The sequence below is a fragment of the Amycolatopsis melonis genome, assembly GCF_040064235.1.
Taxonomy (GTDB): Bacteria; Actinomycetota; Actinomycetes; order Mycobacteriales; family Pseudonocardiaceae; genus Amycolatopsis; species Amycolatopsis melonis.
In genome coordinates this window covers 328010-353978 of sequence record NZ_JBDZYD010000008.1, presented here as the reverse complement: position 1 = coordinate 353978, position 25969 = coordinate 328010, and the positions used below count along the sequence as shown (strand labels likewise).

Annotated in this window: 24 protein-coding genes; 11 read left to right on the top strand and 13 right to left on the bottom strand. The window is 71.3% G+C overall.

The genetic code is table 11. From position 1 onward, the window contains the following. Nucleotides 1–19 precede the first annotated feature (19 nt). Both ABJI51_RS23420 and ABJI51_RS23415 read left to right on the top strand, forming a co-directional pair. Nucleotides 20–715: a response regulator transcription factor gene (locus tag ABJI51_RS23420; protein ID WP_348953437.1), complete on the top strand. Its 696-nt coding sequence runs from the start codon at nucleotides 20–22 to the stop codon at nucleotides 713–715. Beyond that, nucleotides 708–2468, top strand: a complete 1761-nt coding sequence (locus ABJI51_RS23415) for a sensor histidine kinase (protein WP_348953436.1) — start codon at nucleotides 708–710, stop codon at nucleotides 2466–2468. The genes ABJI51_RS23420 and ABJI51_RS23415 overlap by 8 nt, the downstream gene beginning before the upstream one ends. On the opposite strand, the gene ABJI51_RS23410 is transcribed toward ABJI51_RS23415, so the two are convergent. The 4 genes from ABJI51_RS23410 to ABJI51_RS23395 all read right to left on the bottom strand — a co-directional run bounded on the left by ABJI51_RS23410 (nucleotide 2447) and on the right by ABJI51_RS23395 (nucleotide 7404). Beyond that, on the bottom strand, nucleotides 2447–3601 hold the full coding sequence (locus ABJI51_RS23410; RefSeq protein WP_348953434.1) for a 4-hydroxybenzoate 3-monooxygenase: 1155 nt from the start codon (nucleotides 3599–3601) through the stop codon (nucleotides 2447–2449). The two genes, ABJI51_RS23415 and ABJI51_RS23410, sit on opposite strands and share 22 nt — an antisense overlap. Before the next feature lie 72 nt (nucleotides 3602–3673). Next, nucleotides 3674–4426: an IclR family transcriptional regulator gene (locus ABJI51_RS23405; RefSeq protein WP_348953546.1), complete on the bottom strand. Its 753-nt coding sequence runs from the start codon at nucleotides 4424–4426 to the stop codon at nucleotides 3674–3676. A 15-nt stretch (nucleotides 4427–4441) separates the two neighbouring features. Continuing rightward, nucleotides 4442–6199, bottom strand: a complete 1758-nt coding sequence (locus tag ABJI51_RS23400) for a chitinase (RefSeq protein ID WP_348953433.1) — start codon at nucleotides 6197–6199, stop codon at nucleotides 4442–4444. A 641-nt stretch (nucleotides 6200–6840) separates the two neighbouring features. Beyond that, on the bottom strand, nucleotides 6841–7404 hold the full coding sequence (locus ABJI51_RS23395; protein WP_348953431.1) for an AAA family ATPase: 564 nt from the start codon (nucleotides 7402–7404) through the stop codon (nucleotides 6841–6843). Nucleotides 7405–7685: 281 nt separating this feature from the next. On the opposite strand from ABJI51_RS23395, the gene ABJI51_RS23390 reads away from it, so the two are divergent. Then, nucleotides 7686–8108, top strand: a complete 423-nt coding sequence (locus tag ABJI51_RS23390) for a hypothetical protein (protein WP_348953429.1) — start codon at nucleotides 7686–7688, stop codon at nucleotides 8106–8108. Here ABJI51_RS23390 and ABJI51_RS23385 read toward each other — a convergent pair. After that, a complete protein-coding gene (locus tag ABJI51_RS23385; protein WP_348953428.1) occupies nucleotides 8086–9930 on the bottom strand; it encodes a serine/threonine-protein kinase in 1845 nt (614 codons plus the stop codon). The genes ABJI51_RS23390 and ABJI51_RS23385 overlap by 23 nt on opposite strands. After that, nucleotides 9927–10688, bottom strand: coding sequence for a hypothetical protein (locus ABJI51_RS23380; RefSeq protein WP_348953426.1), 762 nt, complete (start codon nucleotides 10686–10688; stop codon nucleotides 9927–9929). Before ABJI51_RS23380 ends, ABJI51_RS23385 begins: the two co-directional genes overlap by 4 nt. Before the next feature lie 273 nt (nucleotides 10689–10961). Here ABJI51_RS23380 and ABJI51_RS23375 point away from each other — a divergent pair, with 273 nt between their 5' ends. From ABJI51_RS23375 to ABJI51_RS23355, 5 genes are all read left to right on the top strand, one after another. Then, a complete protein-coding gene (locus tag ABJI51_RS23375; protein WP_348953425.1) occupies nucleotides 10962–11630 on the top strand; it encodes a hypothetical protein in 669 nt (222 codons plus the stop codon). A gap of 78 nt (nucleotides 11631–11708) precedes the next feature. After that, on the top strand, nucleotides 11709–12485 hold the full coding sequence (locus ABJI51_RS23370; protein ID WP_348953424.1) for an ArsR/SmtB family transcription factor: 777 nt from the start codon (nucleotides 11709–11711) through the stop codon (nucleotides 12483–12485). A gap of 198 nt (nucleotides 12486–12683) precedes the next feature. Continuing rightward, nucleotides 12684–13853 (top strand): EfeM/EfeO family lipoprotein, encoded by a 1170-nt coding sequence (locus ABJI51_RS23365; protein WP_348953423.1) that lies wholly within the window; start codon nucleotides 12684–12686, stop codon nucleotides 13851–13853. Further along, nucleotides 13850–15049 (top strand): Dyp-type peroxidase, encoded by a 1200-nt coding sequence (locus ABJI51_RS23360; protein ID WP_348953422.1) that lies wholly within the window; start codon nucleotides 13850–13852, stop codon nucleotides 15047–15049. The genes ABJI51_RS23365 and ABJI51_RS23360 overlap by 4 nt, the downstream gene beginning before the upstream one ends. Before the next feature lie 29 nt (nucleotides 15050–15078). Then, nucleotides 15079–16701: a phospholipase C gene (locus ABJI51_RS23355; RefSeq protein WP_348953421.1), complete on the top strand. Its 1623-nt coding sequence runs from the start codon at nucleotides 15079–15081 to the stop codon at nucleotides 16699–16701. 68 nt (nucleotides 16702–16769) lie between these two features. Here the strand turns inward: ABJI51_RS23355 and ABJI51_RS23350 are convergent, their stop codons facing one another. From ABJI51_RS23350 to ABJI51_RS23330, 5 genes are read right to left on the bottom strand one after another with little or no spacing between them, the layout of a single operon-like run. Then, nucleotides 16770–17180, bottom strand: a complete 411-nt coding sequence (locus ABJI51_RS23350) for an ATP-binding protein (protein ID WP_348953420.1) — start codon at nucleotides 17178–17180, stop codon at nucleotides 16770–16772. Beyond that, nucleotides 17177–17533 (bottom strand): STAS domain-containing protein, encoded by a 357-nt coding sequence (locus ABJI51_RS23345; RefSeq protein WP_348953419.1) that lies wholly within the window; start codon nucleotides 17531–17533, stop codon nucleotides 17177–17179. The genes ABJI51_RS23350 and ABJI51_RS23345 overlap by 4 nt, the downstream gene beginning before the upstream one ends. Before the next feature lie 34 nt (nucleotides 17534–17567). Continuing rightward, on the bottom strand, nucleotides 17568–18008 hold the full coding sequence (locus ABJI51_RS23340) for a response regulator (protein ID WP_348953418.1): 441 nt from the start codon (nucleotides 18006–18008) through the stop codon (nucleotides 17568–17570). Next, nucleotides 18005–19525: a sensor histidine kinase gene (locus tag ABJI51_RS23335; RefSeq protein ID WP_348953417.1), complete on the bottom strand. Its 1521-nt coding sequence runs from the start codon at nucleotides 19523–19525 to the stop codon at nucleotides 18005–18007. Before ABJI51_RS23335 ends, ABJI51_RS23340 begins: the two co-directional genes overlap by 4 nt. Continuing rightward, on the bottom strand, nucleotides 19515–20711 hold the full coding sequence (locus ABJI51_RS23330; protein WP_348953416.1) for a PP2C family protein-serine/threonine phosphatase: 1197 nt from the start codon (nucleotides 20709–20711) through the stop codon (nucleotides 19515–19517). Before ABJI51_RS23330 ends, ABJI51_RS23335 begins: the two co-directional genes overlap by 11 nt. A gap of 171 nt (nucleotides 20712–20882) precedes the next feature. Between ABJI51_RS23330 and ABJI51_RS23325 the strand changes: the two genes are divergently transcribed. After that, nucleotides 20883–21440, top strand: a complete 558-nt coding sequence (locus tag ABJI51_RS23325; RefSeq protein WP_348953415.1) for a hypothetical protein — start codon at nucleotides 20883–20885, stop codon at nucleotides 21438–21440. Here the strand turns inward: ABJI51_RS23325 and ABJI51_RS23320 are convergent. After that, nucleotides 21437–22498, bottom strand: coding sequence for a DUF6801 domain-containing protein (locus tag ABJI51_RS23320; RefSeq protein ID WP_348953414.1), 1062 nt, complete (start codon nucleotides 22496–22498; stop codon nucleotides 21437–21439). The genes ABJI51_RS23325 and ABJI51_RS23320 overlap by 4 nt on opposite strands. Nucleotides 22499–22563: 65 nt before the next feature. Then, entirely contained in the window at nucleotides 22564–23796 is a 1233-nt protein-coding gene (locus ABJI51_RS23315; RefSeq protein ID WP_348953413.1) for a DUF6801 domain-containing protein, read from the bottom strand. A 321-nt stretch (nucleotides 23797–24117) separates the two neighbouring features. Between ABJI51_RS23315 and ABJI51_RS23310 the strand changes: the two genes are divergently transcribed. Both ABJI51_RS23310 and ABJI51_RS23305 read left to right on the top strand, forming a co-directional pair. Next, nucleotides 24118–24681, top strand: coding sequence for a hypothetical protein (locus ABJI51_RS23310; RefSeq protein WP_348953412.1), 564 nt, complete (start codon nucleotides 24118–24120; stop codon nucleotides 24679–24681). Next, nucleotides 24678–25865 (top strand): lipase family protein, encoded by a 1188-nt coding sequence (locus ABJI51_RS23305; protein WP_348953411.1) that lies wholly within the window; start codon nucleotides 24678–24680, stop codon nucleotides 25863–25865. The genes ABJI51_RS23310 and ABJI51_RS23305 overlap by 4 nt, the downstream gene beginning before the upstream one ends. The last annotated feature ends 104 nt before the right edge of the window (nucleotides 25866–25969 follow it).

The following is a 25969-nucleotide window of genomic DNA, read 5'->3' as shown; positions in this document are numbered from 1 at the left end:
GGCGCCTAACCTCGACGCCGTGTGCGCACGTGTGCTGGTCGCCGAGGACGACGAGAAGCAGGCCGAAGTCCTCCGGCTCTACCTCGAAAGCGAAGGCCACTCCGTGGTGCTCGCCCCGGATGGCCGGGCGGCGCTCGACGAGGCCCGGCGTACCCCGCCTGACCTGCTGGTTCTCGACGTGATGATGCCGCAGGTCGACGGCCTGGACGTCTGCCGGATCCTGCGGGCCGAGTCCGATGTCGCCGTGCTGATGCTCACCGCGCGGGCCACCGAAGACGATCTGCTGCTCGGCCTCGACCTCGGCGCGGACGACTACCTCACCAAGCCGTACAGCCCGCGGGAGCTGATGGCGCGGGTCCGGACGCTGCTGCGGCGGACCGCGGCCCGGCGGGAACCGCCGGACACCGCCTTGCGGGCCGGCGGGCTGCGGCTGGATCCGGTGCGGCACGAGGTGTCGGTCGACGGCCGCCCGGTGGACACCACGCCGGGTGAGTTCCAGCTGCTGGAGGTGCTGATCCGGCAGCCCGGCCGGGTGTTCACCCGGCGGCAGCTGCTGGAGCTCACGCGCGGGGACGACCGGTTCGTCAGCACCCGGATCATCGACGTCCACGTGCTCAACCTGCGCAAGAAGCTCGAAGCGGACCCGCAGCACCCCGTCTACCTGCGGACGGTGTTCGGCGTCGGCTACAAGCTGACCGCGGCGGACGGTGCGTAGCTTCCCGCGCCGGCGCAGCCTGGTCGTCCGGCTCACCGCCGTCTCGCTGCTCATCGCGCTCGCCTCGATCGCGGCGACCGCGTGGCTCGCCGTGCAGACGACCACGCGGGCCATCCAGCAGGAGCAGGGGCAGGCACTGTCCGGCGACGCCACGATCTACACCGAGCTGCTTGGATACGCCGCGGTCAACCACACCTGGGACCAGGCCGGGCCCCGGCTGAAGACGCTGTCGGAGCAGACCGGCCGCCGGATCGTGCTGACCACGCTGGACCGCCGCGTCCTGGCCGACTCCGGCGGCGCGCCGGTCACGCTGCCGGTCAAGGCGACCGCGTCGGTCGACCCGCTGCACGTCGACCCGGTGCTGCTGCCGCAGGCCGGGACCAGCGGCATCGACCCGCGGGCGGTGGGCCCGTTCCGGCTGCCGCCCGCCGAGCGCGCCGAGGTCGACGCGCTGGCCAAGCGGGCCGCCGCCTGCCTGACGGCGTTCGGCCTCCCCAGCCAGGTGCGGGACTCGCCGAGCGGGCGCGCGCAGCTCACCGGGCTCGACCCGCTCGCCGCCCGCTACCTCGCGGGCAAGTGCGGGCTGTACGAGCTGGCCACCCCGACGCCGACCGAGCAGGCCGCGCTGACCAGCCTGAACGAAGCGGTGAACAAGTGCCTGGAGAAGCAGGGTGCCGAGCAGGTGAAACTGGGGCTCGACCTGCAGGTCCTCGGCGCCACCGACCAGCAGCCGACGCAGGGGTGCGTCGACTCCGCACGCCGCGCGCAGCTCGCCCCATATGTCGCGCCGCCCGCGCTGCTGTTCACCCTCGGCCCGGGCGGGTCGCAGCTGCCGACGTTCACGCTGTCGAAGGAGAATCTGACGCGCATCCTCGCGGTCACCGGCGGTGTGCTGCTGCTGGCCGTCGCGCTGACCGTGCTGGTGGCGCGCCGTCTGTCCCGTCCGCTGCGGGCGCTGACCGAGGCCGCGAAGCTGGACCGCCCGGCGCCGGTGAAGTCCCGCGACGAGGTGGGTTACCTCGCCGCCGCGTTCAACGACCTCACCGCGCGGCGGGAACGCATCGAGGAGCAGCGCAAGGCGATGGTCAGCGACATCGCCCACGAGCTGCGCAACCCGCTCAACGTCATCCGCGGCAGGCTGGAGGCGGCCGAGGACGGGCACCTGCCGTTCGACCGGGCGCTGACCGCGTCGCTGCTGGAGGAGACGGTGCTGCTCCAGCACATCGTCGACGACCTGCAGGACCTCGCCGCGGCCGACGCCGGGCAGCTGCGCCTGCACCCGGAGCTGCTGGACGCGGCCGAGCTGGCCGGCCACGTCGTGACGGCGCACGCCGACCGCGCCGCCGCGGCGGGCGTCACGCTGACCGTCGAGGCGTCCGGCGAGGCGGCACTGACGGCGGATCCGGTGCGGCTGCGCCAGGTCGTGGGCAACCTGGTGACGAACGCGATCCGCCACACCCCGCCCGGCGGCCGGGTGACGGTGCACGTGTCGTCCACTGTGGACGAGGTGACGCTCGCGGTGGCCGACACCGGCAGCGGCATCGCCGCCGAGGACCTGCCGCACGTGTTCGAGCGGTTCTGGCGCGCGGAGAAGTCACGCAGCCGCCAGACCGGCGGCAGCGGGCTGGGCCTGGCGATCGTCCGGCACCTCGTGCAGGCACACGGCGGCACGGTGACCGCGGAGTCCGAAGTAGACGCCGGATCGACGTTCACCGTCCGGCTTCCGGTGCGCTACAACGGCAATCCGGCGTAGTTGTCGGCCAGCTCCTTCGCCGCGGCTTCCGAGGTCACCGTCCGGTGCAGCTGGGCCAGCTGGAGCCGGGCGTCGAAGTCGTCGCCGTGGCGGTGCAGCATCGACGTCATCCACCACGAGAAGTGCGTGCACCGCCAGACCCGCCGCAACGCCGTCTCCGAATACTGCGCGGCAAGCTCGTCCTGCCCGTGCTTGAGCGACGCGGTCAGCGCGGTCGCCAGCAGCGCGACGTCGGCCACCGCCAGGTTCAGCCCCTTCGCGCCGGTCGGCGGCACGATGTGGGCGGCGTCCCCGGCCAGGTAGAGGTTGCCGTACCGCATCGGCGTCGCGACGAAGCTGCGCATCGGCAGCACGCTCTTCTCCGTGATCGGCCCGGTCCGCAGCGTCCAGCCCGCCACGCCCAGCCGCTCCGCCAGCGCCGTCCAGATCCGGTCGTCGCTCCACCGCGCGACGTCCTCGTCCGGCGCGACCTGCAGGTAGAACCGGCTCACCCGCGGCGACCGCATGCTGTGCAGCGCGAAGCCGTCCGGGTGCCAGGCGTAGATCAGCTCATCCGCCGACGGCGCGACGTCGGCCAGCACGCCCAGCCACGCGAACGGGTACGTCCGTTCCCAGACCTGCGGCGCGGGGATCGCGGCGCGGCTGGGCCCGTGGAACCCGTCGCAGCCGACAACCACGTCGGCGTCGATCCGCCGGGCCGCGCCGTCACTGTCCACAAAGGTCACATACGGGCTGCCGGTGACGTCGTGCAGCGTGACGTCCGACGCCGAGTAGTACGCCGGGCGGCCCGCTTTCTCCCGTGCCGCCATGAGGTCCTTCGTGACTTCCGTCTGCCCGTAGACGGTCACCGACCGTCCGACGAGGTCGACGAAGTCCACGTGGTGCCGGTTTTCCGGCCACTGCAGGTAGATCCCGCGGTGTTCCATGCCCTCGACGGCGAGCCGGTCGCCGAGCCCGGCCTCGCGCAGCAGCCGGACCGTGCCTGCCTCCAGGATGCCCGCGCGGATGCGGGACTGGACGTACTCGGCGGTCTGCCGTTCGAGCAGCACGGAGTCGATGCCTTCGCGGCCGAGCAGGTGGGACAGCAGCAGGCCGGCCGGGCCGGCGCCGACGATGACGACCTGGGTACGCACGCCGAACGTCCTTTCACGCGGGGAGCCCCGAGCATGGAACGCCCGGTGCGACGCGCTCCAGGCCATTCTCATTCAGTGAGAGGAATTCCCCATCGCGCGGGAGATGCCGCGGGCCGCCGCCTGCAACGCGGGGATCTGCGCCCGCGCGTTCCGGTCGTTGGGGACGATCACCGACAGCGCCGCGACGACGTCGCCGCCCGCCCCTCGCAGCGGGACGGCGATGCCGGTGGTCTCCTCGTCGATGAAGCCCGCGCAGAACGCGTAGCCGTTCCGCCGGACGTCGGCGAGGAACCGCCGCAGCCGCGCCGGCTCGGTCAGCGTGGTGCGGCGGAAGGCGCCGAGTGGGCCGGCCAGCACCTGTTCCTGCAGGTCGGCGGGCGCGTGGGCGAGCAGCACGAGCCCGGACGACGACGCGTGCAGCGGCAGCCGCCCGGCCACGCGCGTCACGTTGAGCGTCGCGCCGGGCGCCGAAAGCCGCTCGACGAACAGCACCTCGCGGTCCTCCAGCACCGCGAGCTGGGTGTGGTGCCCGACGACGGCGTGCAGGTCCTCCATGAACGGCATGGCGGCTTCGCGCAGCCCGAGCGTCGGCGACGCGCGCGAGGCGAGTTCCCACAGCCGGACGCCGACGCGCACGCGCCGGTCGGGGTCGCGCTTCAGCCAGCCGTGCCCGACCAGCTCGTCGATCAGCCGCGACGCGGTCGCGACGTGCAGCCCGGCCCGCCGCGCGATGTCGGTGACGCGCAGCGCGGGCGTGTCCGGGCCGAACGTCTCGAAGATGCGGACGACGCGCGAGAGCACCGACTCGCCCTGCGCCGGCTTCACCACGTCAGCAGTGTGTCACGGGAGGCCGTTGAGGAAGGGTTCGTGGCTGTTCTGGAACTCCCAGTTGTAGTACCGGTCCCAGTTGATCGACCAGGTCATCAGGCCGCGCAGGGCGGGCGAGGTGCCGCCACGCAGCGTGTACGAGCCGCAGCCGGTGCCCTTGACCAGGCAGTTCACCGCGGTCTGGACGTCGGCGGGCGAGGTGTAGCCGTTGCCTGCGCTGACCGCGGCGGGCAGGCCGATCGCGATCTGGTCCGGGCGCAGGCCGGGGAAGAACTGGCCGGTGTTCGCCACGGTGAAGCCGGCCTTGAGCATGTCGGTCATGGCGATGTGGAACTCCGGGCCGCCCATGGTGTGGTACTGGTTGTCCAGGCCCATGACCGGGCCGGAGTTGTAGTCCTGGACGTGCAGCACGGTGAGCGAGTCGCGCAGGGCGTGGATGACCGGCAGGTAGGCGCCGGTACGTGCGTCGCCGGCGCCCGAGCCGCCGTAGAACTGGTAGCCGACCTGCACGAAGAACGTCTCCGGCGCCATCGTGAGGACGAAACCGGTGCCGTACTTGGCCTTGAGCGTCTTCAGCGCGGAGATCAGGTTGACGATCACCGGTGTGGTCGGGTTGCGGAAGTCGGTGTCGCCGGGGTTCAGTGACAGTGAGTGACCTTCGAAGTCGATGTCGAGGCCGTTGAGGCCGTACTTGTCGATGATGGCGGAGACGGAACTGACGAACTTGTCCCGCGCGGCGGTGGTGGTCAGCTGGACCTGGCCGTTCTGCCCGCCGATGGAGATGAGGACCTTCTTGCCCTGAGCCTGTTTCGCCTTGATCGCGGCAACGAAGTCGGCGTCGCTCTCGACGTTCGGGCACTCGGTGACGGGACACCGGGTGAAGCGGATGTCGCCGGAGGTGACGGAGGTCGGCTCCCCGAAGGCGAGATCGACGATGTCCCAGGCGGCGGGGACGTCGGCCATCCGGACGTAGCCGGAGCCGTTGGCGAAGCTGGCGTGCAGGTAGCCGACGAGCGCGTGCTTCGGCAGCCCGGTGTCGACACAGCCGGTGGTGGTGGCACTGACGGCCGAGCTGCGCGGAGACTCCCCGGCGCTGTTGTAGGAGGCGACGACGTAACTGTGCGTAGAGCAGGCGGCCAGCCCGCTGACGGTGGCACTCGTTCCGGTGACGGTGGCGACGACGGCGTTGCCTTCGTAGACGCGGTACCCGGCGACGGTACCGGTGCTCGCACCCCAGCTGAGTCCGACGGAGGAGTAGCTGACGGCGGTGGTCCGAGGGGCGCCGGGAGTGCTTGGTGTGCCGGGGGTGCCGCCGCCGGGGCCGTCGAGGACGACGTCGTCGGCGTAGTAGGTGCCCGCGCCGTACCAGCCGTGGAGGTAGAGCTGGGCGGAGGTCTGGTTGGCGGTGGTGAAGGTGAGGGTGAGCTGGTTGTAGGCGCTCTGGTTGCCCGACCAGGTGGAGGCGCCGCCGGTGATGCCGAGGTAGACGGGGTTGCCGCGCACCCAGGCGGAGACGGTGTAGGTGGTGTTGGGCTGAACGGAGACGGTCTGCGAGCACTGACCGTAATCGGAGGCGGCGAGGGCATACCCGCCGGAGTGAACGGGACTGGTGACGACGGAGGCGCCCGGGCTGGAGCACGTCCAGCCGGAGAGCGAGCCGGCCTCGAAGCCGGGATTGTCGAGAAGGTTGGCAGCTTCGGCTCTCGGCGACAGCCCGGCGAGGGCGAGCAGGCAGGCGGCGAGGGTTACGGACAGTCGGGAACGCCTCATGGGGTCCTCCAGTCGGGGAGTTCCCCTGTATTGTCTGGACCAATTTGGGAAATGTCCAGACCAACTCGGGCGACACCGGGCTTGGGCGGTCTGCCGCGGCTTGTCGTGAGTGAGAAACAGTGTTCTAACCCTGTTTCTCACTCACGACTGCGGACCGGCAGCAAGCAGCCCGCACGCCGTTGCCAGCCCGGGCCGTCCGCCGACCCCACAGCCCGCGCCCGTCCCCAGCCGAGGCCGCCGCAGCCCGCAGCCGCCCCCAGCCCCAGGCCGCCACTCAGACCCGCCGCGGCCCGCGCTCGCCCCCCCAGCCCGCATCCCGTCGCAAGCCAAACCGCCCGCCAAACCCACCACAGCCCGCCACCCCAGCCCGGGCCGCCACCCAAGCCCGCTGCAGCCCGCGGTCGTCCCCAGTCCACACACCCCGGCCCGTCCGCCAAACCCGCCACAGCCCGCCGCCGTCAGCCCGCATTCCGTCGCCAACCCGGCCCGTCCGCCAAACCCACCGCAGCCCGCCGCCGCCAGCCCGCATCACGTCGCCAACCCGGACTGCCCGCCAAACCCACCACAACCCGCGGCCACCTCAGCCCGGGCCGCCAGTCGAACCCGCTGCAGCCCGCGGTCGCCCCCAGCCGGGCCGCCGCCTAATCCCGCCGCGAACCGCTCAACTCCCCGGCCACCAGCCGCGTTCGTTCCGCCTGGTGGCGATCGATCACCCGTACTTCCCGCCACCCCGGCGGCACCCGCCCGGCGAGCAGTTCCTCCCGCCACTTCCCCACCCGCCGCACATGCCGCGCGAACGACCGCGGCCGCACCAGCCTTCCGCGGCTGTGCTGCCCTGCCAGGGCCTGCTCTGCCGTCACGTCCAGGAACAACAGCCGCACCGATCTGCCGGTTGCCGCGCCGATCAGGGCCAGCAGGGCTCGGGTCGAGGCTCGCGTCGAGGGCTCGTGGACGACGATCGGCCCGTCCGCCGCGAACGCCCGGCCGGCTATGCGGAGCCGGTGGCACGCGTGCACCAGCGGCCGGTACCAGCGATACGGCACCGACGGCACCACCGCGCCGAGCCGGGCGCGGACCTCGTCGGAGTCCAGGACCGGCAGCCCGGGCGCCGCGTGGCGGAGCATCGTCGTCTTGCCCGCTCCGGGCAGGCCCGCCACGACCAGCATGTCGCGTGGCCCGAGTTCGAGGACGGCAGGCTCGCTCATGTCCGCCCAACGCCCCAGCAAAAGTAATGGTTCCTTTACCTTCACTTCACGCACAGTGACCGGCGTTCGCGATGAGCCACCCGGGCATCGGATACCACCCGGCCGGACGCACTGTCGTCACGCGGCGTGCCACGCGTCACCCACTGGCCTGAAAACCCATGCGCGGCAAGGCATTCGACGCCGGAAACCGCTTCGGGTGAAGATCGGCCGCAGGCCTTCCCGGCGCCCGGAAAATCCCTATCTTCTGAAAGGGACGCTCGGCTAGAACAGGGGAACTCGTCATGACCCAGTCGCTGGAACTCCCGGTCCAGGAATTCTGTCTCGATTGGACGCTCACGGGCGACGAAGGCGCCCGGGTCGGGGTCACCCTCTCCGGGCAGGTGTCCCTGCTCGACAACAACCGGTTCTACAAGATCGACGGCGTCGTCTACGTCACGGAGGGTGACGAAGACATCCGCGCGGTCGGCAATCCGCGGATCTCCGTGCGCCGCAACGGCGTCGAGAAGAGCGGGCGGCAGTGGGGCTGGGAGATGTGCTCGGCCCGCAAGACACTCGGCGCGCTGAACACAATGGAGGGCTACTTCGTCCGCACCGGTTACTGGGCGCCGGCCGACCGGGCGATCCAGCTGAGCCTGTGCGCCGAGCACGGGTGGAGCCGGCGCAAGAGCTACAGCCCGCACGTCACCGTCCGGATGATCGACTGACCACTGTGGACGCTCGCCACCGCGCCGCCGCGACGACCAGCCCGGCCGCGACGGCGCCCGCGACAGCACACCCGGCGCCGAACCCCGGCGACGGTTCGTGCACGCGCAGGACGGAAACGCACAGCCACAGCGCGGCGCCGAACAGCAGTCCCAGCACCGGCCCGCCGACGGTCGCGCCACGCCAGCGGTGGCCGTTGCGGAGGGTGCGCAGCCCGGATTCCAGGTAGGCGAGGGCGAACAGCGCCAGGATGAGGCTGCCCGCGCCCATGGCGCTGGCGAGCGGGTGCTGGCTGGTGAGCAGCGTGAAGGTGTGAGTGGAGGCGCCGGTCCGCACCTCGGCGGTGACGGCACCGCCGACGATCCACCGCGCAATCCCCGGCAGGGTGAGCTGCGCGGTGAAGCCGTTGCCGCCGGGTTTCGCGTCGGCGACGGCGGAGCCGAGCGGAATCCCGGCGGCGGAGAGATCGAGCACGACCCGCCCGGGATTCCCGGGCCCGCTGAGCGTGAGCGGCTTGCTGAGATCAACCTCGACCGGCGCGGCCACGGGCGCACCCCCGAGATCGAGGCCGGTCGCCACGGGATGCGGCAGCCGCGCGGGGTTGAGCAGGGCCAGCACGATCAGTACGACGGCGGCAGCACCCGCGGCCAGCCGCAGCCACAGGACGACGGCTTGGGAGGAGCTGCCCGGACCGCCGGACCCCGCTTCAGCGCCCGCCGCCGAACCGGCCGGGCCGCCGGATCCAACCTCAGCGCCCGGCGCGGACCCACCCGGACCGCCCGGCCACCCAGAACCGGCCTCAACACCCGCCGCGGAACCACCCGAACCAACCCACCCCGCAGCACCCGGATCCACCAGCGTCGCTCCCGGCCGCGACACCGGTCGCGTCCGGGCCTCCCCCGGAACCGATGGCACCGTCGCCGCGTTCAGCCCAGCGATCACCCGGGGTGTCAAATGCAGGACCGGGACCTCCGCCCGCTCCAGCCAGCCCGGCCCGAACACCGCCGTCGCCGCTGCCGCCAAGTCGGCCGCGAACGACTCCGCCTCTCGGTACCTCGATTCCAGCTCCCGTGCCAGGCTTCGCATCACCACCGCCGCGATCGGGGCCGGGACGCCCGCTATCGGCTTCGGGTCCGTGAACATGTGCTGGCGCATCATGCTGATCGCGCCGCGGGTGTTGTCGAACGGGAGCTCTCCCGACAGCAGCTCGTACAGCACCGTTCCCGCCGCGTACACGTCCGCCGCCGGGCTCAGGGCGTTGCCCATTGCCTGCTCCGGGGCGATGTACGCCGGGGTTCCGAGGATCTCGCCACCGTGTGTCACCAGTGTTGCGCCCTCGCTGATCACCCGGGCTATGCCGAAGTCGGCCACCTTCATCACGCCCTGGGTGGTGAACAGCAGGTTCCGCGGCTTGACGTCGAGGTGCAGCACCCCCGCCCGGTGCGCCGCGTGCAGCCCGGCCAGCGTCGCCAGCCCGATCGCGCACGCCTGCTCGCCGCTGACCCCTCCGCCGTGGAAGCGGCTGTGGACCGTTCCGCCGTCGAGCCGTTCCATCACCAGCAGGTGCTCGCGGCCCGTGCGCACGTAGTCGTACACCGGCACGATGTGCGGGTGGTCCAGGCTGGCCAGCACCCGCGCCTCACGGTCGAACAGCTCGCTGCTCGCCGCGTGGTTGAGCACGTCCCACGGCAGCTGCTTGATCGCGACGCTGCGGCCCAGCGTCCGGTGCACCCCCGCGAACACCACGCCCATGCCGCCTTCGCCGATCGACTCGCCGATCTCGTACTGCGGCAGGGCGGCGACCAGCTCGGCCGGTGCGCTCATCGGGTGAATTCCAGCCGGACCGTGGTGTCACTGCCGGTGACGACCGGGTTCGGGGTCAGGTAGCCGAGCAGGAACGCGATCGCCGCCGCGCCGAGCACCACCGGGAGCTCGATCGCCGGCTCGGGCGGGACCAGCCGCAGCACCGACAGGCTGATCACCGCGACCAGCCCGGTGCCGAACCCGGCTGGCAGGAACCGCAGGCCACGGCGCCAGCGGTTCGGCGCCAGCCGGTGGCGGGCGAGCGCCAGCAGCGCCGTCACCCAGGCCAGCACCGTGAGCACGAGCATCGCCAGCCCGAAGACGCCGTACACCGACCAGAAGGACCCTTGGACGTCGGCGACCGTCGTCACTTCACCGAGCGTGACACGCTGCGCGTCGAGCAGCTCGACCGACGCCGGCAGCAGCCCGGTCGCCTGCCCGCTCAGGTCGGCCAGATCCAGGACGAACGTCCGGGTGACCGTGCCGTGGGCCGGGACTTCGAAGGGGGCCGTCGTGTCGTAGGCGAAGAACGTCAGCGCGAGCGCGACGCCGGACAGGCGCACGCTGCGGACCTTCACCGGTGCGGTGCCGGAGTTGGTGGCCACCACCTGCAGCTCGACCTGGTTCGCGGGGTCGATGGGCACCGTGGCGTCCTCGACCGGCCGCCGGTCGATCGACACCTGCAGGCCCAGCGAGCCGGAATCGGCCACCGCGGGCGGCGCGCCGAGCAGCACCGCACACAGGCCCAACGCAACCCCCGCCGCGATGACACGTCCCATTGGGCATCCCCTACTTGCGTTCTCCGACTGGTCCGGAATGCTACAGCGAGCACACCGGGGAGGGACGTCCCAATGCGATTCGTGGTTCGGCTGTTTTCCGGCACCGTGGCCGGAACGTTGCTTCTTCTCGCCGTTGCGGGTACCGCCCACGCACAATACACCTCGTCGGTTGGTTTGAAACCGTCGAGCGGCGCGGCCGGGAGTTCCTTCACCATTTCCTGGAATTTCTATCCCTGCAAAGGACCGGTCACCTTTTCCTGGAACGGGACGCCGATGTGGTCGGCCGACGCCACCCTCGACAACACCAGCGGCACCGTCGCGGCCAAGGTGCCCGCCGGCGCCCAGCCCGGCACCTACCCGGTCACCGGCACGTGCACCAACGCCCGGACCGGCCTGCCGCTCAGCGCGGGCAGCCGGTTCACCGTGACCGGGACACCCACGACCACGCCGCCACCTCCGGTGACCACCACCCCGCCGCCGCCCGTGACGACGCCACCGACCAGGCCGAGCAGGCCGACCACCACCACAACCCCGCCCACGACCACCACGACCCCGCCGCCGACGACCACGCCGAGCGTCCCGCCGCCGACGTCGAGCACCCCGCCGAAGCCCGGCGAGCTGGTGCTCGACCACCCGAGCATCCAGCCCGGCGACCGGCTGTCGGCGTCGGGCAAGGGCTGCGCGCCGAGCCGGCTGGTGACGCTGACGTCGGACGGCGTCGAGGTCGGGTCCGCCTACACCGACAGCGTCGGAGCCTTCACCGCGCCGGTCGAGTTCACCCGCATCGAGGCCGGGCGCCACACCGTGATCGCCGAGTGCGGCGTGCGGCTGACCGGCGCCGTCGACCAGGTGGTGACCCGCTCCTCCGGAGGGCAGACCGGCACGCTGGCCGTCCTGGTCTTCTTCGTTCTCGCGGGGATCACGGTGATCCGTTTCCGCTGAGTCCCGGTTGACATGCAGCCAGTCGGCTGCCTATCGTCAAAAGGCAGCCAAACGGCTGCATGTCAACCGAGAGGCGCGATGGACGAGGTCTTCAAGGCGCTGGCCGATCCCAGCCGCCGTCAGCTGCTCGACGTGCTCAACGAGCGCAACGGCCAGACCCTGCGCGAACTGTGCGCGGGACTGGACATGGCCCGCCAGTCGGTGAGCAAGCACCTGGCCGTGCTCGAAGCCGCCGGCCTGGTCACGACGACCTGGCGCGGCCGGGAGAAGCTGCACTACCTCGACGCGGCGCCGATCAACGCGATCGCCGAACGCTGGATGACCCGCTACGACCGCAGGCGGGCCGGCGCGCTGGCCGACCTGAAACGAGCACTGGAGTCCGCACCGATGAACGACTTCGCCTACACGACCTACATCAACACGACGCCGGAAAAACTCTGGCAAGCGCTTACCGATCCCGCTTTCACGCGGCAGTACTGGGGCGTGTCCTTCGAAACCGACTGGAAAACGGGTTCGCCGATGACGTGGACCGAGCGGGACGCGACAACCAGCGATCCGGAACAAATCGTCCTCGAAGCGGATCCGTATCGGCGGCTGTCCTACACCTGGCACACTTTCACCGCGGAATGGGCGAAAGCGAACGACATCGACGAGGAAACGCTCGCGAAACTGCAGGGCGAAAGCCGCACCAAAGTCACTTTCACTCTCGAACCACACGGGGATTCGGTGAAGCTGACGGTCCTGCACGACGGCTTCGACCCCGGCAGCACAGCGCTCACGATGTGCAGCCAGGGCTGGCCCGCCCTGCTGTCCAGCCTGAAGACGCTGCTGGAGACCGGCGTCCCCCTTCCGTGATCCCGGCCAATCGGTCGTTCGGCCCGAACGGGACGGACCTGGCACAGGGAAACGTCTGATTTCTCCCCCTTTCGTGTTACGGACGCCGAAATCCCGGTGAACTTCCTTCTCTCGACGCCATCCGATGCGGTTTTGCGGGCGTTAGGCTCGCATAATCCGTGACCGGTGATAGTCCGATCGAGTGACAGGAGAACGTGCGTGCCGGGGTCAGTCCGCGTCCGCTGGATCGTGGCGGCGGTCGTGCTCGCCGTGGTGGCGGGTGCCGTCGTGGTGTTCTGGCCCGATGACGCCGTCGCGAGCGATCCCGAGATCGCCGTCTCGCGCTCGGCGTGCGGTACCGGCTGGTCCGACCCGAAGCCGGGGCCGCAGACGTTCCGCCTGCACAACACCGGATCCGTGACGGCCGAGGTCGACCTGATCGACCCCGCGACCGGTGTCATCTACGGCGAGGTCGAGGGCCTCGGCCCCGCGACGACCCGGCCGCTGCAGGTCAACCTCGGCAACGGCAGTTACGCCTTCCGCTGCCTGCCCGAAGACGCGGGCGCGATCGTCGGGCCCGCTGTGCGGATCACCGGCGGCGCCGAGCGGAGCGGCCCGGGCGTCGCGCCGGTGACGCACGACGAGCTGCTCGGTCCGCTCAAGGCCTACCAGCAGCACGTCACGGCCGGGCTCGGCGAGCTGGTCGCGAACACCGGCGCGCTGAAGAACGCCGTCCACGGCGGCGACCGCGCCGCGAGCCAGGCCGCCTGGCTGACCGCGCACCTGACCTACGAGCGGCTGGGCGCGGCCTACGACGCGTTCGGCGACTCCGACGGCGCGCTCAACGGCACGGCCGACGGCCTGCCGGGCGGCCCGGCGGACGCGGGATTCACCGGCTTCCACCGGCTGGAGCAGGGCCTCTGGCACGGCGAAGACCTGGGCGCGCTCACGGCCGTCGCCGACCGGCTGGACACCGACGCGCGCGCGTTGCAGACGTCCTTCGCCGACAGCCAGGTCGACGGGAACGACCTCGGCCTGCGCGCGCACGAGATCATGGAGAACACGCTGCAGTTCGAACTCACCGGCCGCACCGACTACGGCAGCGGCACCAACCTGGCCACGGCGCGGGCCAACCTCGACGGCACCCGCGCGGTCCTGGACGTCCTGCGGCCGCTGCTGGCACCCCGCTACCCCGGTCTGTCCAAGGTGGACAGCTGGCTGGCCCGCACCCAGTCCGCTTTGGACGCCACGCGCCGTCCGGACGGCAGCTGGACACCGCTGGCGCAGCTGGACGCCAAGCAGCGGCAGAAGCTGAACGCCGACGTGAGCGAGCTGACCGAGCTGCTGGCCCCGATCGCCGCCATCGCCGAGCCGAGGAGGGTCTCGTGACCGGCCTCCCCCGCCGCTCCTTCCTGCGCCGCGCCGCCATGGGCGCCGGTCTCACCGTCGCCGCCGGGGCCGGGCTCGGTGCCTCCTCCGCCGTCACCGAGAGCACGTCGCCCGTGCCGTTCCACGGGCCGCACCAGGCCGCCATCCTGCGGAAACCGCCCACGCAGACGATCGTCGCGTCGTTCGACGTCGTCGCCGAAAACAAGGCGGAACTGACCGAGCTCTTCCGCGCGATCACCGACCGGGCGCGGTTCCTCACCGTCGGCGGGGCGCCCGCGTCGCTCGGCATCACCGCGCCGCCCGCCGACTCCGGGGTGCTCGGGCCGGTCGTGCCCGGCGGCGACCTCGGCGTCATCCTCGGGGTCGGGGCGAGCCTGTTCGACGAGCGGTACGGGCTCGCGAAACTCAAGCCCGCCAAGCTGAAGCCGATGACGACGTTCCCGAACGACGCCCTCGACCCCGCCCAGTGCCACGGCGACCTCAGCCTGATCCTGTCCGCGAACGACACCGACACCGTGCTGCACGCCCTGCGCGACGTCGCCCGCGCGACCCGCGGCGGCATGCAGCTGCGCTGGAAGCTCAACGGCTTCGTCTCGCCACCGCGGCCGGACGGCACGCCGCGGAACCTGATGGGCTTCAAGGACGGCACCGCGAACCCCACCGGGTCCGAAGTGGACAGTCTGGTGTGGACGAACGGCGGCGGCGAGCCCGCCTGGACCACCGGCGGCAGCTACCAGGTGATCCGGCTGATCCGGATGCTGGTGGAGTTCTGGGACCGCGTTTCACTTGCCGAGCAGGAGAACATGTTCGGCCGCCGCCGCGACACCGGCGCGCCGCTCGACGGCACCGCGGAAACCGACGTCCCGCGCTACGCCGACGATCCGGTCGGCACGGTCATCCCGCTGACCAGCCACATCCGGAAGGCGAACCCGCGCACCCCGGAGACCGACTGCAGCCGCATCCTGCGCCGCGCGGTGAACTACGACCGCGGCATCGACAGCAACGGCAACCTCGACATGGGCCTGCTCTTCGTCTGCTACCAGCAGGATCTCGAGCGGCAGTTCGAGGCGGTCCAGACGCGGCTGGCCGACGAACCACTGACCGACTACATCTCCCCGTTCGGCGGCGGCTACTTCTTCGCGCTGCCGGGCGTCACCGGCCCGGACGACCACTTCGGGCGTTCCCTGCTCACCTGACCCCACCCACCACGAAAGGAACCACCACAGTGGACACCAGACCCCGCCGCCGTCGGCGCGGACTGCTCGGCGCCGGCGCGCTCGCCTCGGTGGCCGTGCTGGCCGTCGCCACCGGATCCGCGGCGAGCACCGCGGACGCCCAGCCGCTGCACCCGTTCCCGGCGCAGTGGATCCCGACGACGACGCCGATCAAGCACGTCGTCGTCATCTTCGGCGAGAACATCTCGTTCGACCACTACTTCGGCACGTACCCGAACGCGGCGAACACCGACGGCACCCCGTTCACCGCCGCGCACGGCACCCCGAAGGTCAACGGGCTCGACCACAAGCTGCTGACCGACAACCCGAACGCGTACAACCCGAAGCGGCTGGGGCCGTCGCAGGCGATGACCTGCGACCAGAACCACGAATACGGTGCGGAGCAGGCCGCCTTCAACGGCGGCAAGATGGACAAGTTCGTCGAGAAGACCGAGTCGGACAAGTGCACCGGGCAGCCGATTTTGTTCGGCGAACCCGGCCTGGTGATGGACTACTACGACGGCAACACCGTGACGGGCATGTGGAACTACGCCCAGCACTACGCGCTGAGCGACAACTCGTTCAACACGGTGTTCGGCCCGTCGAGCCCGGGCGCGATCAACCTGATCTCGGGCAACACCCACGGCGTCCAGGCGGTCGACCCGGTGACGCACGAGCCGGTCAGCGACGCCTACGCCGTCCAGTCGCCGGACGCGAACGGCATCGGCACGATGATCAACGACCCGGACCCGGCGTGGGACGACTGCTCGGGCAAGAACCACACGAGCAAGGACAACCTGGCCACGATGCACGGCCGCAACATCGGTGACCTGCTCAACGAGCGCCACGTGACGTGGGGCTGGTTCCAGGGCGGCTTCCGGCCCACCGGCACGGCGAACGGTTACGCGGTCTGCGGCCAGAAGCACACGAACGTGGGCGGCAACGCGGTCGTCGACTACAGCCCGCACCACGAGCCGTTCCAGTACTACCCGCAGACGGCGAACCCGAAGCACCTGCCGCCGTCGTCGGTGCACGCGATCGGCCAGACCGACCGCGCGAACCACCAGTACGACATCACCGACTTCGACGCCGCGCTGCAGGCGGGCTCGATGCCGGCGGTGAGCTTCCTCAAGGCCCCGGAGTACCAGGACGGGCACGCGGGCTACTCGGACCCGCTGGACGAACAGCAGTTCGTGGTCGGCGAGATCAACAAGATCCAGCAGTCCCCCGAGTGGAAGTCGACGGCGGTCGTGCTGGCCTACGACGACTCCGACGGCTGGTACGACCACCAGAAGTCCCCGATCGTCAACGGCTCCCACGACGCTTCGCAGGACCAGGCGATCTGCACGGCGAAGCCGACGAAGGTGGGCACGTACGCGGACCGCTGCGGCTACGGCCCGCGGCTGCCGCTGCTGGTGATTTCGCCGTACAGCAAGGTGAACCACGTCGACCACACGCTGACCGACCAGACCTCGATCCTGAAGTTCATCGAGGACAACTGGTGCACCGGCCGGATCGGCGACTCGTCGTTCGACACCCGCGCCGGCTCGCTGGCCGGGATGTTCGACTTCTGGTGGCCCCAGGCGAAGAAGCTGCCCCTGGACCCGAAGACCGGCGCCGTGGTCCACAGCTGACCCAAAAGCCTCTGAAGGCCACCATCACAGCACTGGACGCTGTGATGGTGGCCTTCAGAGAAATGGGGTCAGGGGCGGGCCGGGGTCAGGTCCCAGGTCAGGGTGACCACGGTTCCGGTGTCGCCGGAGGAGATGTCGGCGTGGTCCGCGCTCGCCCGTAGCAGCAGCAATCCGCGGCCCCGCAGGGAAACCGGGCGGTGGTCCGGGACCGGGGTGCGCCACTGGCCGTGGTCGGCGATCACCACCTCGATGCGGTCGGCGAACGCCGCCGCGTCGAGGTCCACCACGCCCGTGCCCTCGCCGTCGTAGGCGTGGTCGGCCACGTTCGCCAGTGCCTCGTAGCTCGCCAGCACGATGTCGCCTGCCCGGTCCTCGTCGACGCCCGCCGCCAGCACCCACGCCGTCAGGTCGTGCCGCAGCCGCCGCAGCGCCTCCGGCACCGCCTGCACGCCGTGACGGCGGAACGGATCCGCCGTCATCGGAGTGCTTCGCCGACCGTCGGGTGGATCGTGATCCACGTGTCCAGTCCCGTCGTCTTCAGCGGCCCCGACGTCACCGCCGAATCGCTCACCACGCGCAGCGCGCCCTCGGCCAGCCTGCGGTGGGCCGCCGCCAGCACCTGCAGGCCCGCCGAGCAGAAGAACGTCACCGCACGCAGGTCGACCACCAGGATTTCCGGTTCCCCGGCGAGCACCGCGTCGACGACGTCGGCGAACTCCGGCGCGCTGAGCAGGTCGATCTCGCCCGCCACGGCCAGCACCGCGGCCCGGCCCCGCCGGTCGAGCGTGACCGACAGCTCGGTGGCGGGCAGGTCCGCTGAGGAAGACGTCACGGTCCCTCATCGTGCCGCACTCCCCGCCAAAGGGCTACCGGGGCGGCAGCCGCACGACGGTGACCCAGAAGTCGTCGATCTTGCGGACCACCTCGGTGAACTTCTCGAAGTCGACCGGCTTGGCGACGTAGGCGTTCGCGTGCAGCTCGTAGCTGCGCACGATGTCCTCCTCCGCCTCGGACGTGGTCAGCACGACCACCGGAATCGTGCACAGTGCCGGATCCCGCTTGATCTCGCCGAGCACTTCCCGGCCGTCCTTGCGGGGCAGGTTGAGGTCGAGCAGGATCAGCCCCGGCCGCGGCGCGTCGCGGAACCGCCCGCGGCGGTTGAGGAACTCGAGTGCCTCGACGCCGTCGGTCGCGACGTGCAGCGCGTTGCGGATCTTGTGGTGCTCGAACGCTTCCCGGATCATCAGCACGTCGCCGGGGTCGTCCTCGACGAGCAGGATGTCGATCGGGGCGGGCGCCTGCGTCATGCGTCCCCCTTGTCCTTGCGGGCCGGCAGGGTGAAGCGGAACGTCGTGTCGGCGGCCTCGGTGTCGAGCCAGATCCGGCCGCCGTGGTACTCGACGATCCGGCGGCACAGCGCCAGCCCGATGCCGGTGCCCGGGTAGGCGGTGCGCGTGTGCAGCCGCTGGAACAGCGCGAACACCCGTTCCGCGTACTCGGGGTCGATGCCGATTCCGTTGTCCGACACGGAAAACACCCAGTCGTCGCCGTCGCGCTCGGCGGCGATCCGCACCTCCGGCGGCGCGTCGCCCTTGAACTTCAGCGCGTTGCCGATGAGGTTCTGGAACACCGCGGTCATCAGCGCCGGCTCGACCCGCACCTCCGGCAGGTCGCCGCGGGTGACCTTGCCGCCGCTGAGCGACAGCGCGACCTCCAGGTTCGCGAGCGCGTCGTCGACCAGCGTGCCCGCGTCGGTCACGACGTGCTCGCCCGGCTTGCGCCCGACGCGGGAGAACGCCAGCAGGTCGTTGATGAGCACCTGCATCCGCTTCGCGCCGTCGACGGCGTACTCGATGTACTGCTCGCCGCGCTCGTCGAGCAGGCCCTGGTACCGCCGCTGGAGCAGCTGGCAGAAGCTGGCCACCTTCCGCAGCGGCTCCTGCAGGTCGTGCGAAGCGACGTAGGCGAACTGCTCCAGGTCGGCGTTGGACCGCTCCAGCTCGCGTGTCCGCCGGTCGAGCAGTGCGTGCGCCCGCTCCAGCTCGGCGACCTCGTCGAGGATGCGCTGCCGCATGGCTTCGACGTCGGCGCCGAGCTGGGCGATCTCGCGCGGCCCGGTCCCGTGCACCGGGTGGTGGACGTCGGCGTCGGCGACCTGCCGGACCTCACCGGCCAGCCGCAGGATCGGCCGGGTGATGACCTGCCGCAGGCCGAAGAACAGCACCACGAACAGCAGGACGACCAGCACGCCGACGGCGGCGAGCATCGCGTTGAGGAAGCTCTCGGCGGCGTCGAGGTCGGCGCGGCCGGCGTTGCGGACCGAGGTGAGGTGGGCGAGCTGGGCGTCGACGGCCGTCCGCACCGCGCCGAACGCCGTCCGCCCGTGCTCGACCTCGGCCGCGGTGACCGGCGGGGCGCCGGGGGCGATGGTGGGCGCGGCCACGGCCTGCCAGGCGGCGGCCGCGCGCAGCACGGCGTCGAGGTCGTCGCCGGCCTGCGTGCCCGGGACCGCGCCCAGCTGCCGCAGCTGCGCGGCCGCGTCGGCCTGCGCGCGGACGCCGTCGGTGTACGGGGTGAGGAACTCCGGGCGGCGGCCGAGCTGGTAGCCGCGGACGCCGCTTTCCTGGTTCGCCAGCGCCGCGGACAGCTGGACGGCGCTCACCCGCTGCGGCCCGACGACGTAGAGCAGGCGGTCGCGGGCTTCGGTGAGGTTGTTCAGCGCGATCCCGCCGCCGGCGAGCACGGCGAGCAGCAGCACCAGCTCGATGGCGGCCAGCAGGCCCAGCCAGCGGCCGATCGGCCAGCGGCGTGCGTCAGTCTTCATCGGGCGTCCCGGCCGGGTCGTGGCTGAGCAGGGCGAGGGCGACGTCGTCGTCGAGCGGGCCGGAGTTGAGCCGTTCGGCGCGCGCGATCAGCTCGTCGAGCAGGGCCCGGCCGCCGAGCCCGGTCTCCCGCTTGATGTCGAGCACCAGCTCGGCCATCCGTTCGTGGCCCAGCCGTTCGGACCCGGCGCCGACGCGGCCCTCGAACACGCCGTCGGTGTACAGCAGCAGGGACCAGCCCGGCTCCAGCGGCACGTCGAGGGCGTCCCACTTGGCGCCGTCGACGATGCCGAGCGGGACGCCGAGGCGCTTGCCGGAGAGCAGGTGCCCGTCGCCCGGGGTGAGCAGCAGCGGCGGGAGGTGCCCGGCGAGCGACAGGCGCAGGGATCTTCGGTCCGGCGCGACGACGACCATGCAGACGGTGGCGAACAGCGGCTCGATCCGCTCGTGCACCAGGACCTGCTCGACCATGGCCAGCACGTCCGGCATCGGCAGGCCCGCCATCACCAGCGAGCGCCACGCAATGCGCAGCGCGACGCCGAGCGCGGCCTCGTCCGGGCCGTGGCCGCAGACGTCGCCGATCATCATCTGGACGGTGCCGTCGGCGAGCTCGATGGCGTCGTAGAAGTCGCCGCCGAGCAGGGAACCGTTGCGGCCGGGCCGGTAGCGCGCGGCGAGGTCGAGGTGCGGATCGCGCAGCAGCGGGCTGGGCAGCAGGCCGCGTTCGAGCCGCGCGTTCTCCCGCGCGAGCAGCTGCTGCTGCAGGAACTGCTGCTCGACCTGCTCGGCGCGCTTGCGCTCGCGGGCGAAGCGCAGTGCCTTCACCAGCAGCGGCCCGTCGACCTGGTCCTTGACGAGGTAGTCCTGCGCGCCGGCGGCCACCGCGGCGACGCCGGTGGCCTGGTCGTGCTGCCCGGTCAGGACGACCACCGCGACGCCGGGCGCGTGCTGGCCGAGCCGGGTCAGGCCGGTGAGGCCGAAGGCGTCGGGCAGCTGCAGGTCGAGCACGACGCAGTCGGCGGTGAGCGGGCCGGCCAGCGCGGCGGCGAGGGTCTCGACGCGTTCGAGCGAGAACGGCTCGGCCGTGTCCGCCAGCATCTCCTCGACCAGCAGCGCGTCGCCGTCGTCGTCCTCGATCAGCAGCACCCGCAGGCGGGTGCCGGGATCCCACGATGGGTCGGCGGTCACCGGCGTCTCCCGTTCGGCTGCTCGTGAGCCAGCACATCCAGACGATCAACCCTAGCGGCACCGGTGGCGCACCGGGATAGCGCTTTATAGCACTCCGGAGCGGCACCGGGTCGGTAACGGTTCGGCGCACGACCGTGCCGTCACGGCACATTCCGGCCCTACCCTGCGCGCATGTCCGAGGGATTTCCGCCGGGACCGCCGCAGCCGTACGGCGGGTTTCCGCCCGCACCGCCGCCGTACGCGGGCCAGAACGCCCGCCCCGAGCGGCCGCGGGAGGTCCGGAGGGCGGCGTTCGCCTGGTGGGCCGCGGTCGCGTGCTGGTTCCTCGGGTCGCTGTCCAGCCAGGTGCTGGGCGGGAACGTCCTGCGGTTCACGACGTTCCGCTCGGTCCGCACCGGCGACGGCACGGTGGTGACCAGCGCGACGGAAGGCCCGCTGCCGACCGGGATCGCGGTGGTCACGTTCCTGGTGCTGGGAGCACTGTGGGCGCTGCTGGTGTACGGGATGTACCGCGGCGCGAGGTGGGCCCGCATCCTGCTGGCGATCCTGGGCGTGCTGGGGATCCTCAACGTGGTGCTGCAGCTGATCGCGGTCGCCGGCGCGAACGGGATGACCGCCGGCGACCTCGCGCATCTGCTGTTCTTCCTGGGGACCCTGGTCCTGTCGATCACCGGTTTCGTGTTGATGTTCAAGGACGGCGCGGTCCCCTACTTCGCCAAGCGGGGTTAGCGCGGGGTCAGCGTCAGCGCGAACGTGTTGCCCTCACCCTGGACCAGGGAACTCAGGTATGTCGTGAACGTGCCGCAGCCGGTGAGCGGCGGGATCGCGTACGTTCCGGTCACCGGTCCGCCCGATTCCGGCGTGAAACCACTGCCGGTGCGAAGGTCGGTGAGGATCGGCGCGCTCGCGCGGCAGCCCGCGTCGGCGACCGGGAGGCCGAAGAGCGTCACCTGCGGCAGGCTCAGCGCGAACGTCGCGTGCGCGACGAACCCGGGTTCGCCCGGCTGCGGGCCGTCCGTGGTGAACTGCAGGTCCGCCGTGCCCGGCACGAACCCGAACACCTTGAACGCCGCCCGCGTCCGGTCGAACGCCGGGGTGAAGTCGCGGCCCACGGTGAACGAGCCGGTCACCGGTGCCGACGCGCCGAGGGTCTTCAGCGTCGTCGTTCCCGTGACGCCGTACGTCACCGGGGCCTGCGTGCCGCCCACGTCGAAGCTCAGCAGCACCGGGTCCTGGCCGGGGTCGAGCGTGCAGTCCGAGGTGAACGAGCCCAGCCCGGTGAACGACCCGTCGGCCTTCTTCGGCGTGAGGCGGGTGCTGAACCCGCCGATCGTCAGCGTCGTCTTCCCCGCGTTCGGCAGCCGGACCGGCGGGACCGAGCCGGACGCCGGAGTCGTGAACGCCCCCGACGGCGGCACCGGCGTCTTCGCCACCGTCATCGGCAGGCTGATCGGCAGCGTCAGCGGACCGTTGGCCAGCGTCACCCCTGCGGACGCCGTCCCTTCGATGCTCGCCGCGCCGACCAGGGCCAGGCCGCGGGCCGCCTTGTCCGGCACGGTCACCGAGACCGCGAGGTCCGAGGTCGTCAGCGTGCCCCCGGGCGCGGCAGGCACGTCGAACGACGCCGTGATCCGCACGTCCAGCCGCTGCTTGCCGATCAGCGGGAACGGGCAGGTGAAGGCGAGCTTCCTGTCGACCGGCGTCGACGCCTGCGCGGCCGGCGCGGCGACGAGCGGCAGCGTGAGGCAGGCGAGGCCCGCCGCGAGCAACGACCGGGCTTTCGGCACGGGCTTTCCCTTCCGGGGCATGGCACCGGCCCCCGCCGCGGCGCGACGGGGGCCGGCAGATCGGGTTACTTCTTGACGAGGTTCAGGTCCAGCGTGTTGCCGGTGCTCTTGGCGAACGCGCTGATGTAGTCGTTGAACGGGCCGCAGTTCTGCAGCGCGGACAGCGCGTAGGTGCCCGACAGCTTGCCGCCCTTGAGCAGGTCGAAGCCGTCGCCGGTGGTCATCTCGCTGGTCGACGGGCTGACCGTGCCGCACTTCGGGTCGGTGCTGATCGGGATGCCGAACAGGTTGACCGTGGTGAGGAAGACGTCGAACTTGATGTGCGCCTTGAACCCGGTGCCGACCAGCTCACCGGTCTGCGGGCCGTGCTGCACGACCTTGACGTCCGAGCTGCCCTGCAGGAACCCGAACAGCTTGAAGTCGGTGTGCGTCGGTTCCAGCTGCAGGTCGCCGGTGAACGTCTTGGCCGACAGGTTCACGTCGGCGTCGAACGCGCCCTTGATCGGCGCGGTGCTGCCGAGCGACTTCAGCGCGGTCTGCCCGGTGATGCCGAAGGAGTACTTGAGGCCGCCACCGGGCGGCGGGGTCGTCGTGGTGGGCGGCGGCGGGGTCGTGCTCGTGGGCGGGGGCGGCGTCGTGCTGGTGGGCGGCGGCGGGGTCGTCGTCCCGCCACCACCGCCGGCGATGGTGATCGTGGCGAGGGTGTTGTCCTGGCCGGGGTCCTGCGTGCACGGCGCGTCGATCGTGCCGTCGGGGGTGATGCCGGTGACCGAGCCGTCGGCCTTGCGCGGGGTGACCTTGAGGTTCAGGTCGCCGACGGTGATCTTCGCCTGGCCCGCCTGGGTGAACGTCAGCGACGGCGTCTTGCCCGCCGCGTTGATGGTCATCTCGCCCGAGGGCGGGATGTTCGTCTTGTCCAGCGTGATCGGGACGGTGACCGGCAGGTTGAGGCCCGGCGCGGCGACGTTCGCCTTGGCGGCGGCCGTGCCTTCCAGCGTCGTGGCGCCGATCAGGCTGAGGCCGCTGACGGTGTCCGCGTTGATCGTGGACACGGCCTTGATGTCGAACGCGCCCGTCGGCTGGCCGGTGTTCACCGTCGGCGGCAGGTCGGTGTTGATCACCACCTTCAGCGACTGCGAGCCCACCAGCGGGAAGGTGCAGTGGTAGTTGAGCGTCAGCGAGATCGGGTCGGCGGCACTGGTCTGCGCCCCGGCGACCAGTGCGGTGGCGACCAGCCCCACCGCGCCCGCGGCCGCGGCGGCCGCGACCGTCTTCTTCTTGCCTCTTGGCTGCCTCACGATGGGTCCTTCCGTGTATCAACAGTGATACGAAACGGCATGCGTTTTCCCCGGAAATCGCTACCGAACAGTAAGCTAACGAGCGCCGCCGGTGCCGATCAAGTCCTTTCCCGGAAAAGCACGCGGCGCCGCGGCAAATTGTCACACCGGCACGTCACAGCGGACGGGTTCCTAGCAGGACCGGGTGGATTTCCCCAGCACAGCGCGGTCGGCGAATCGCTGACGTGCGTAACAAACACCGGCGGCGCAATGTTGACGAGCGTGCCAACCGGCCATTCTCCGCTTGCTCGGGAACAACCGTGCTGCGTAGCCTCGAAACCCATGAAAAGAATGCACAGCGCGGTGCTGGTGTTGTCGGCGGCCGCGCTTCTGTCGTGCGCCGCCTGCGCTTCGGACGCCCCGGCCGACCCCGGCCGCCACGCCGATCCCGCGGCGCTGGCCTGGGTGGACAAGGTGTGCACGGGGGTGGCCGCGGGCTCGGCGAAGCTGTCCCAGCCGCCCGCCGTCGACGACGCCGACCCGGTGAAGACCCGGGACGCGATGGTCGGTTTCCTGGACCGGCTCGGCGCCGCTCTCGACGACATGGCGGGCGGCATCCGCACCGCGGGCGTCCCGCCGGTCCCGGATGGACAGTCCGCTGTGGACAAGGCGACCGGCAATCTCGGCGAGACGAAGAGCAAGCTGGCCGAGACGAAGGCGAAGATGGCGCAGGCGAAGGTGACCGACCAGGCCAGCCTGCGCCGGGTCATCGCCGACGCCGACGCGACGATGGGCAAGCTCGCCGACCCGGAGGGCCCGATCAAGGACCTCAAGGCGAATCCCGAGCTGAACCTGGCCTTCAGCGAGTCCGCGACCTGCAAGCGCGTCTACGGGACCCCGTCGTGACAGCGCGTCGCGTGCTCGCCGCGCTGGCGGCGCTGGTGCTCTGCCTGCCGCCCGTCCCGGCTTTTGCGGCTCCGGGAGGCGGCACCGGCCCGTTCGACGACTCGTTCTACACACCGCCGTCGCCGCTGCCCGCGGGCAAGCCGGGTGACGTGATCCGGTGGCGGACGTCGAACGCGGGTCCGCGCAAGGCATCGGTGGACGCGTGGCAGGTGATGTACCTGTCCACCAACGCACTCGGGCAGCCCGACGCGGTCACCGGAACCGTGCTGGTGCCCAAGAACGCCGACCGCGCGACGGCGCCGATCGTGTCGTTCGACCCCGGCACGCACGGGCCCGCCTTCGACTGCACACCGTCGAAGATGATCGACATCGGCGCCTTCTACGAGCAGCCCGGCCTCGACGACCTGCTCGACGCGGGCTACGCCGTCACGGTCCCGGACTACGAGGGCTACCAGCCGGCGCCGAAGACGACGTACGTCGTGGGCCGTTCCGAAGGCCCGGCGGTGATCGACGGGGTCCGCGCGGCCCAGCGGCTCACCGCGGCGGGGCTGTCTTCGACGTCGAAGGTCGTCTTCCGCGGTTATTCCCAGGGCGGCGGCGCGGCGGCGTGGGCGGGCGAGCTGCAGCCTGCGTATGCGCCGGAGCTGAACCTGGTGGGCATCGCGGCCGGCGGCGTGCCGTCGGACCTGATCCAGGTGACGCTGCAGCTCGACGGCAAGTTCGGCTTCGGCGTGTTCGCCTACGCACTGCTCGGCCTCGACCAGGCGTACCCCGAGCTGCAGCTCGATGCGTTCCTCAGCGACAACGGGCGGGCGAAGCTGGCGGAGATGAAGCAGAGCGCGTGCACGTTCGAGCTGCTCACGACGTACGCGAACCAGAAGATCGCGGACTACACGGCCGGCCCGGGCTACATCAAGCCCGCGTGGGTGGCGCGCCTGAACGAGAACAAGCTCGGCGGCAGCCCGCCGAAGGTCCCGCTGTTCCTGTACCACGCGACGGGCGACCAGCTGGTCCAGTTCGCACAGGCCGACACGCTGCACAAGACGTACTGCGCGGCCGGGGTGAAGCAGACGTGGAAGACCTACGACACCGACCACATCACGCTGGTCTACACGGGTAATGCGGACGTCCTGGCGTTCGTGAAGGACCGGATCGCCGGGAAACCGGCTACGTCGAACTGCTGATCGGTGGGTTCGGGCCGCCGTGGCTTGCGTCGCCCGCGGGCGCTGGTCCCGGGTCCGGCGCCGTGGCCGGGGCGCCGCTGTCCGGAGCCGAGCAGCCGGGCAGC

What these genes read in the sequence shown, in the direction of transcription:
- ABJI51_RS23325 (WP_348953415.1), top strand. Translation starts at nt 20,883, where the DNA reads ATGTCCGAGGGATTTCCGCCGGGACCGCCGCAGCCGTACGGCGGGTTT.
- ABJI51_RS23380 (WP_348953426.1), bottom strand. Translation starts at nt 10,688, where the DNA reads ATGGGACGTGTCATCGCGGCGGGGGTTGCGTTGGGCCTGTGTGCGGTG.
- ABJI51_RS23375 (WP_348953425.1), top strand. Translation starts at nt 10,962, where the DNA reads ATGTGGTCGGCCGACGCCACCCTCGACAACACCAGCGGCACCGTCGCG.
- ABJI51_RS23350 (WP_348953420.1), bottom strand. Translation starts at nt 17,180, where the DNA reads ATGACGGCGGATCCGTTCCGCCGTCACGGCGTGCAGGCGGTGCCGGAG.
- ABJI51_RS23335 (WP_348953417.1), bottom strand. Translation starts at nt 19,525, where the DNA reads ATGAAGACTGACGCACGCCGCTGGCCGATCGGCCGCTGGCTGGGCCTG.
- ABJI51_RS23370 (WP_348953424.1), top strand. Translation starts at nt 11,709, where the DNA reads ATGGACGAGGTCTTCAAGGCGCTGGCCGATCCCAGCCGCCGTCAGCTG.
- ABJI51_RS23395 (WP_348953431.1), bottom strand. Translation starts at nt 7,404, where the DNA reads ATGAGCGAGCCTGCCGTCCTCGAACTCGGGCCACGCGACATGCTGGTC.
- ABJI51_RS23400 (WP_348953433.1), bottom strand. Translation starts at nt 6,199, where the DNA reads ATGAGGCGTTCCCGACTGTCCGTAACCCTCGCCGCCTGCCTGCTCGCC.
- ABJI51_RS23390 (WP_348953429.1), top strand. Translation starts at nt 7,686, where the DNA reads ATGACCCAGTCGCTGGAACTCCCGGTCCAGGAATTCTGTCTCGATTGG.
- ABJI51_RS23385 (WP_348953428.1), bottom strand. Translation starts at nt 9,930, where the DNA reads ATGAGCGCACCGGCCGAGCTGGTCGCCGCCCTGCCGCAGTACGAGATC.
- ABJI51_RS23340 (WP_348953418.1), bottom strand. Translation starts at nt 18,008, where the DNA reads ATGACGCAGGCGCCCGCCCCGATCGACATCCTGCTCGTCGAGGACGAC.
- ABJI51_RS23310 (WP_348953412.1), top strand. Translation starts at nt 24,118, where the DNA reads ATGAAAAGAATGCACAGCGCGGTGCTGGTGTTGTCGGCGGCCGCGCTT.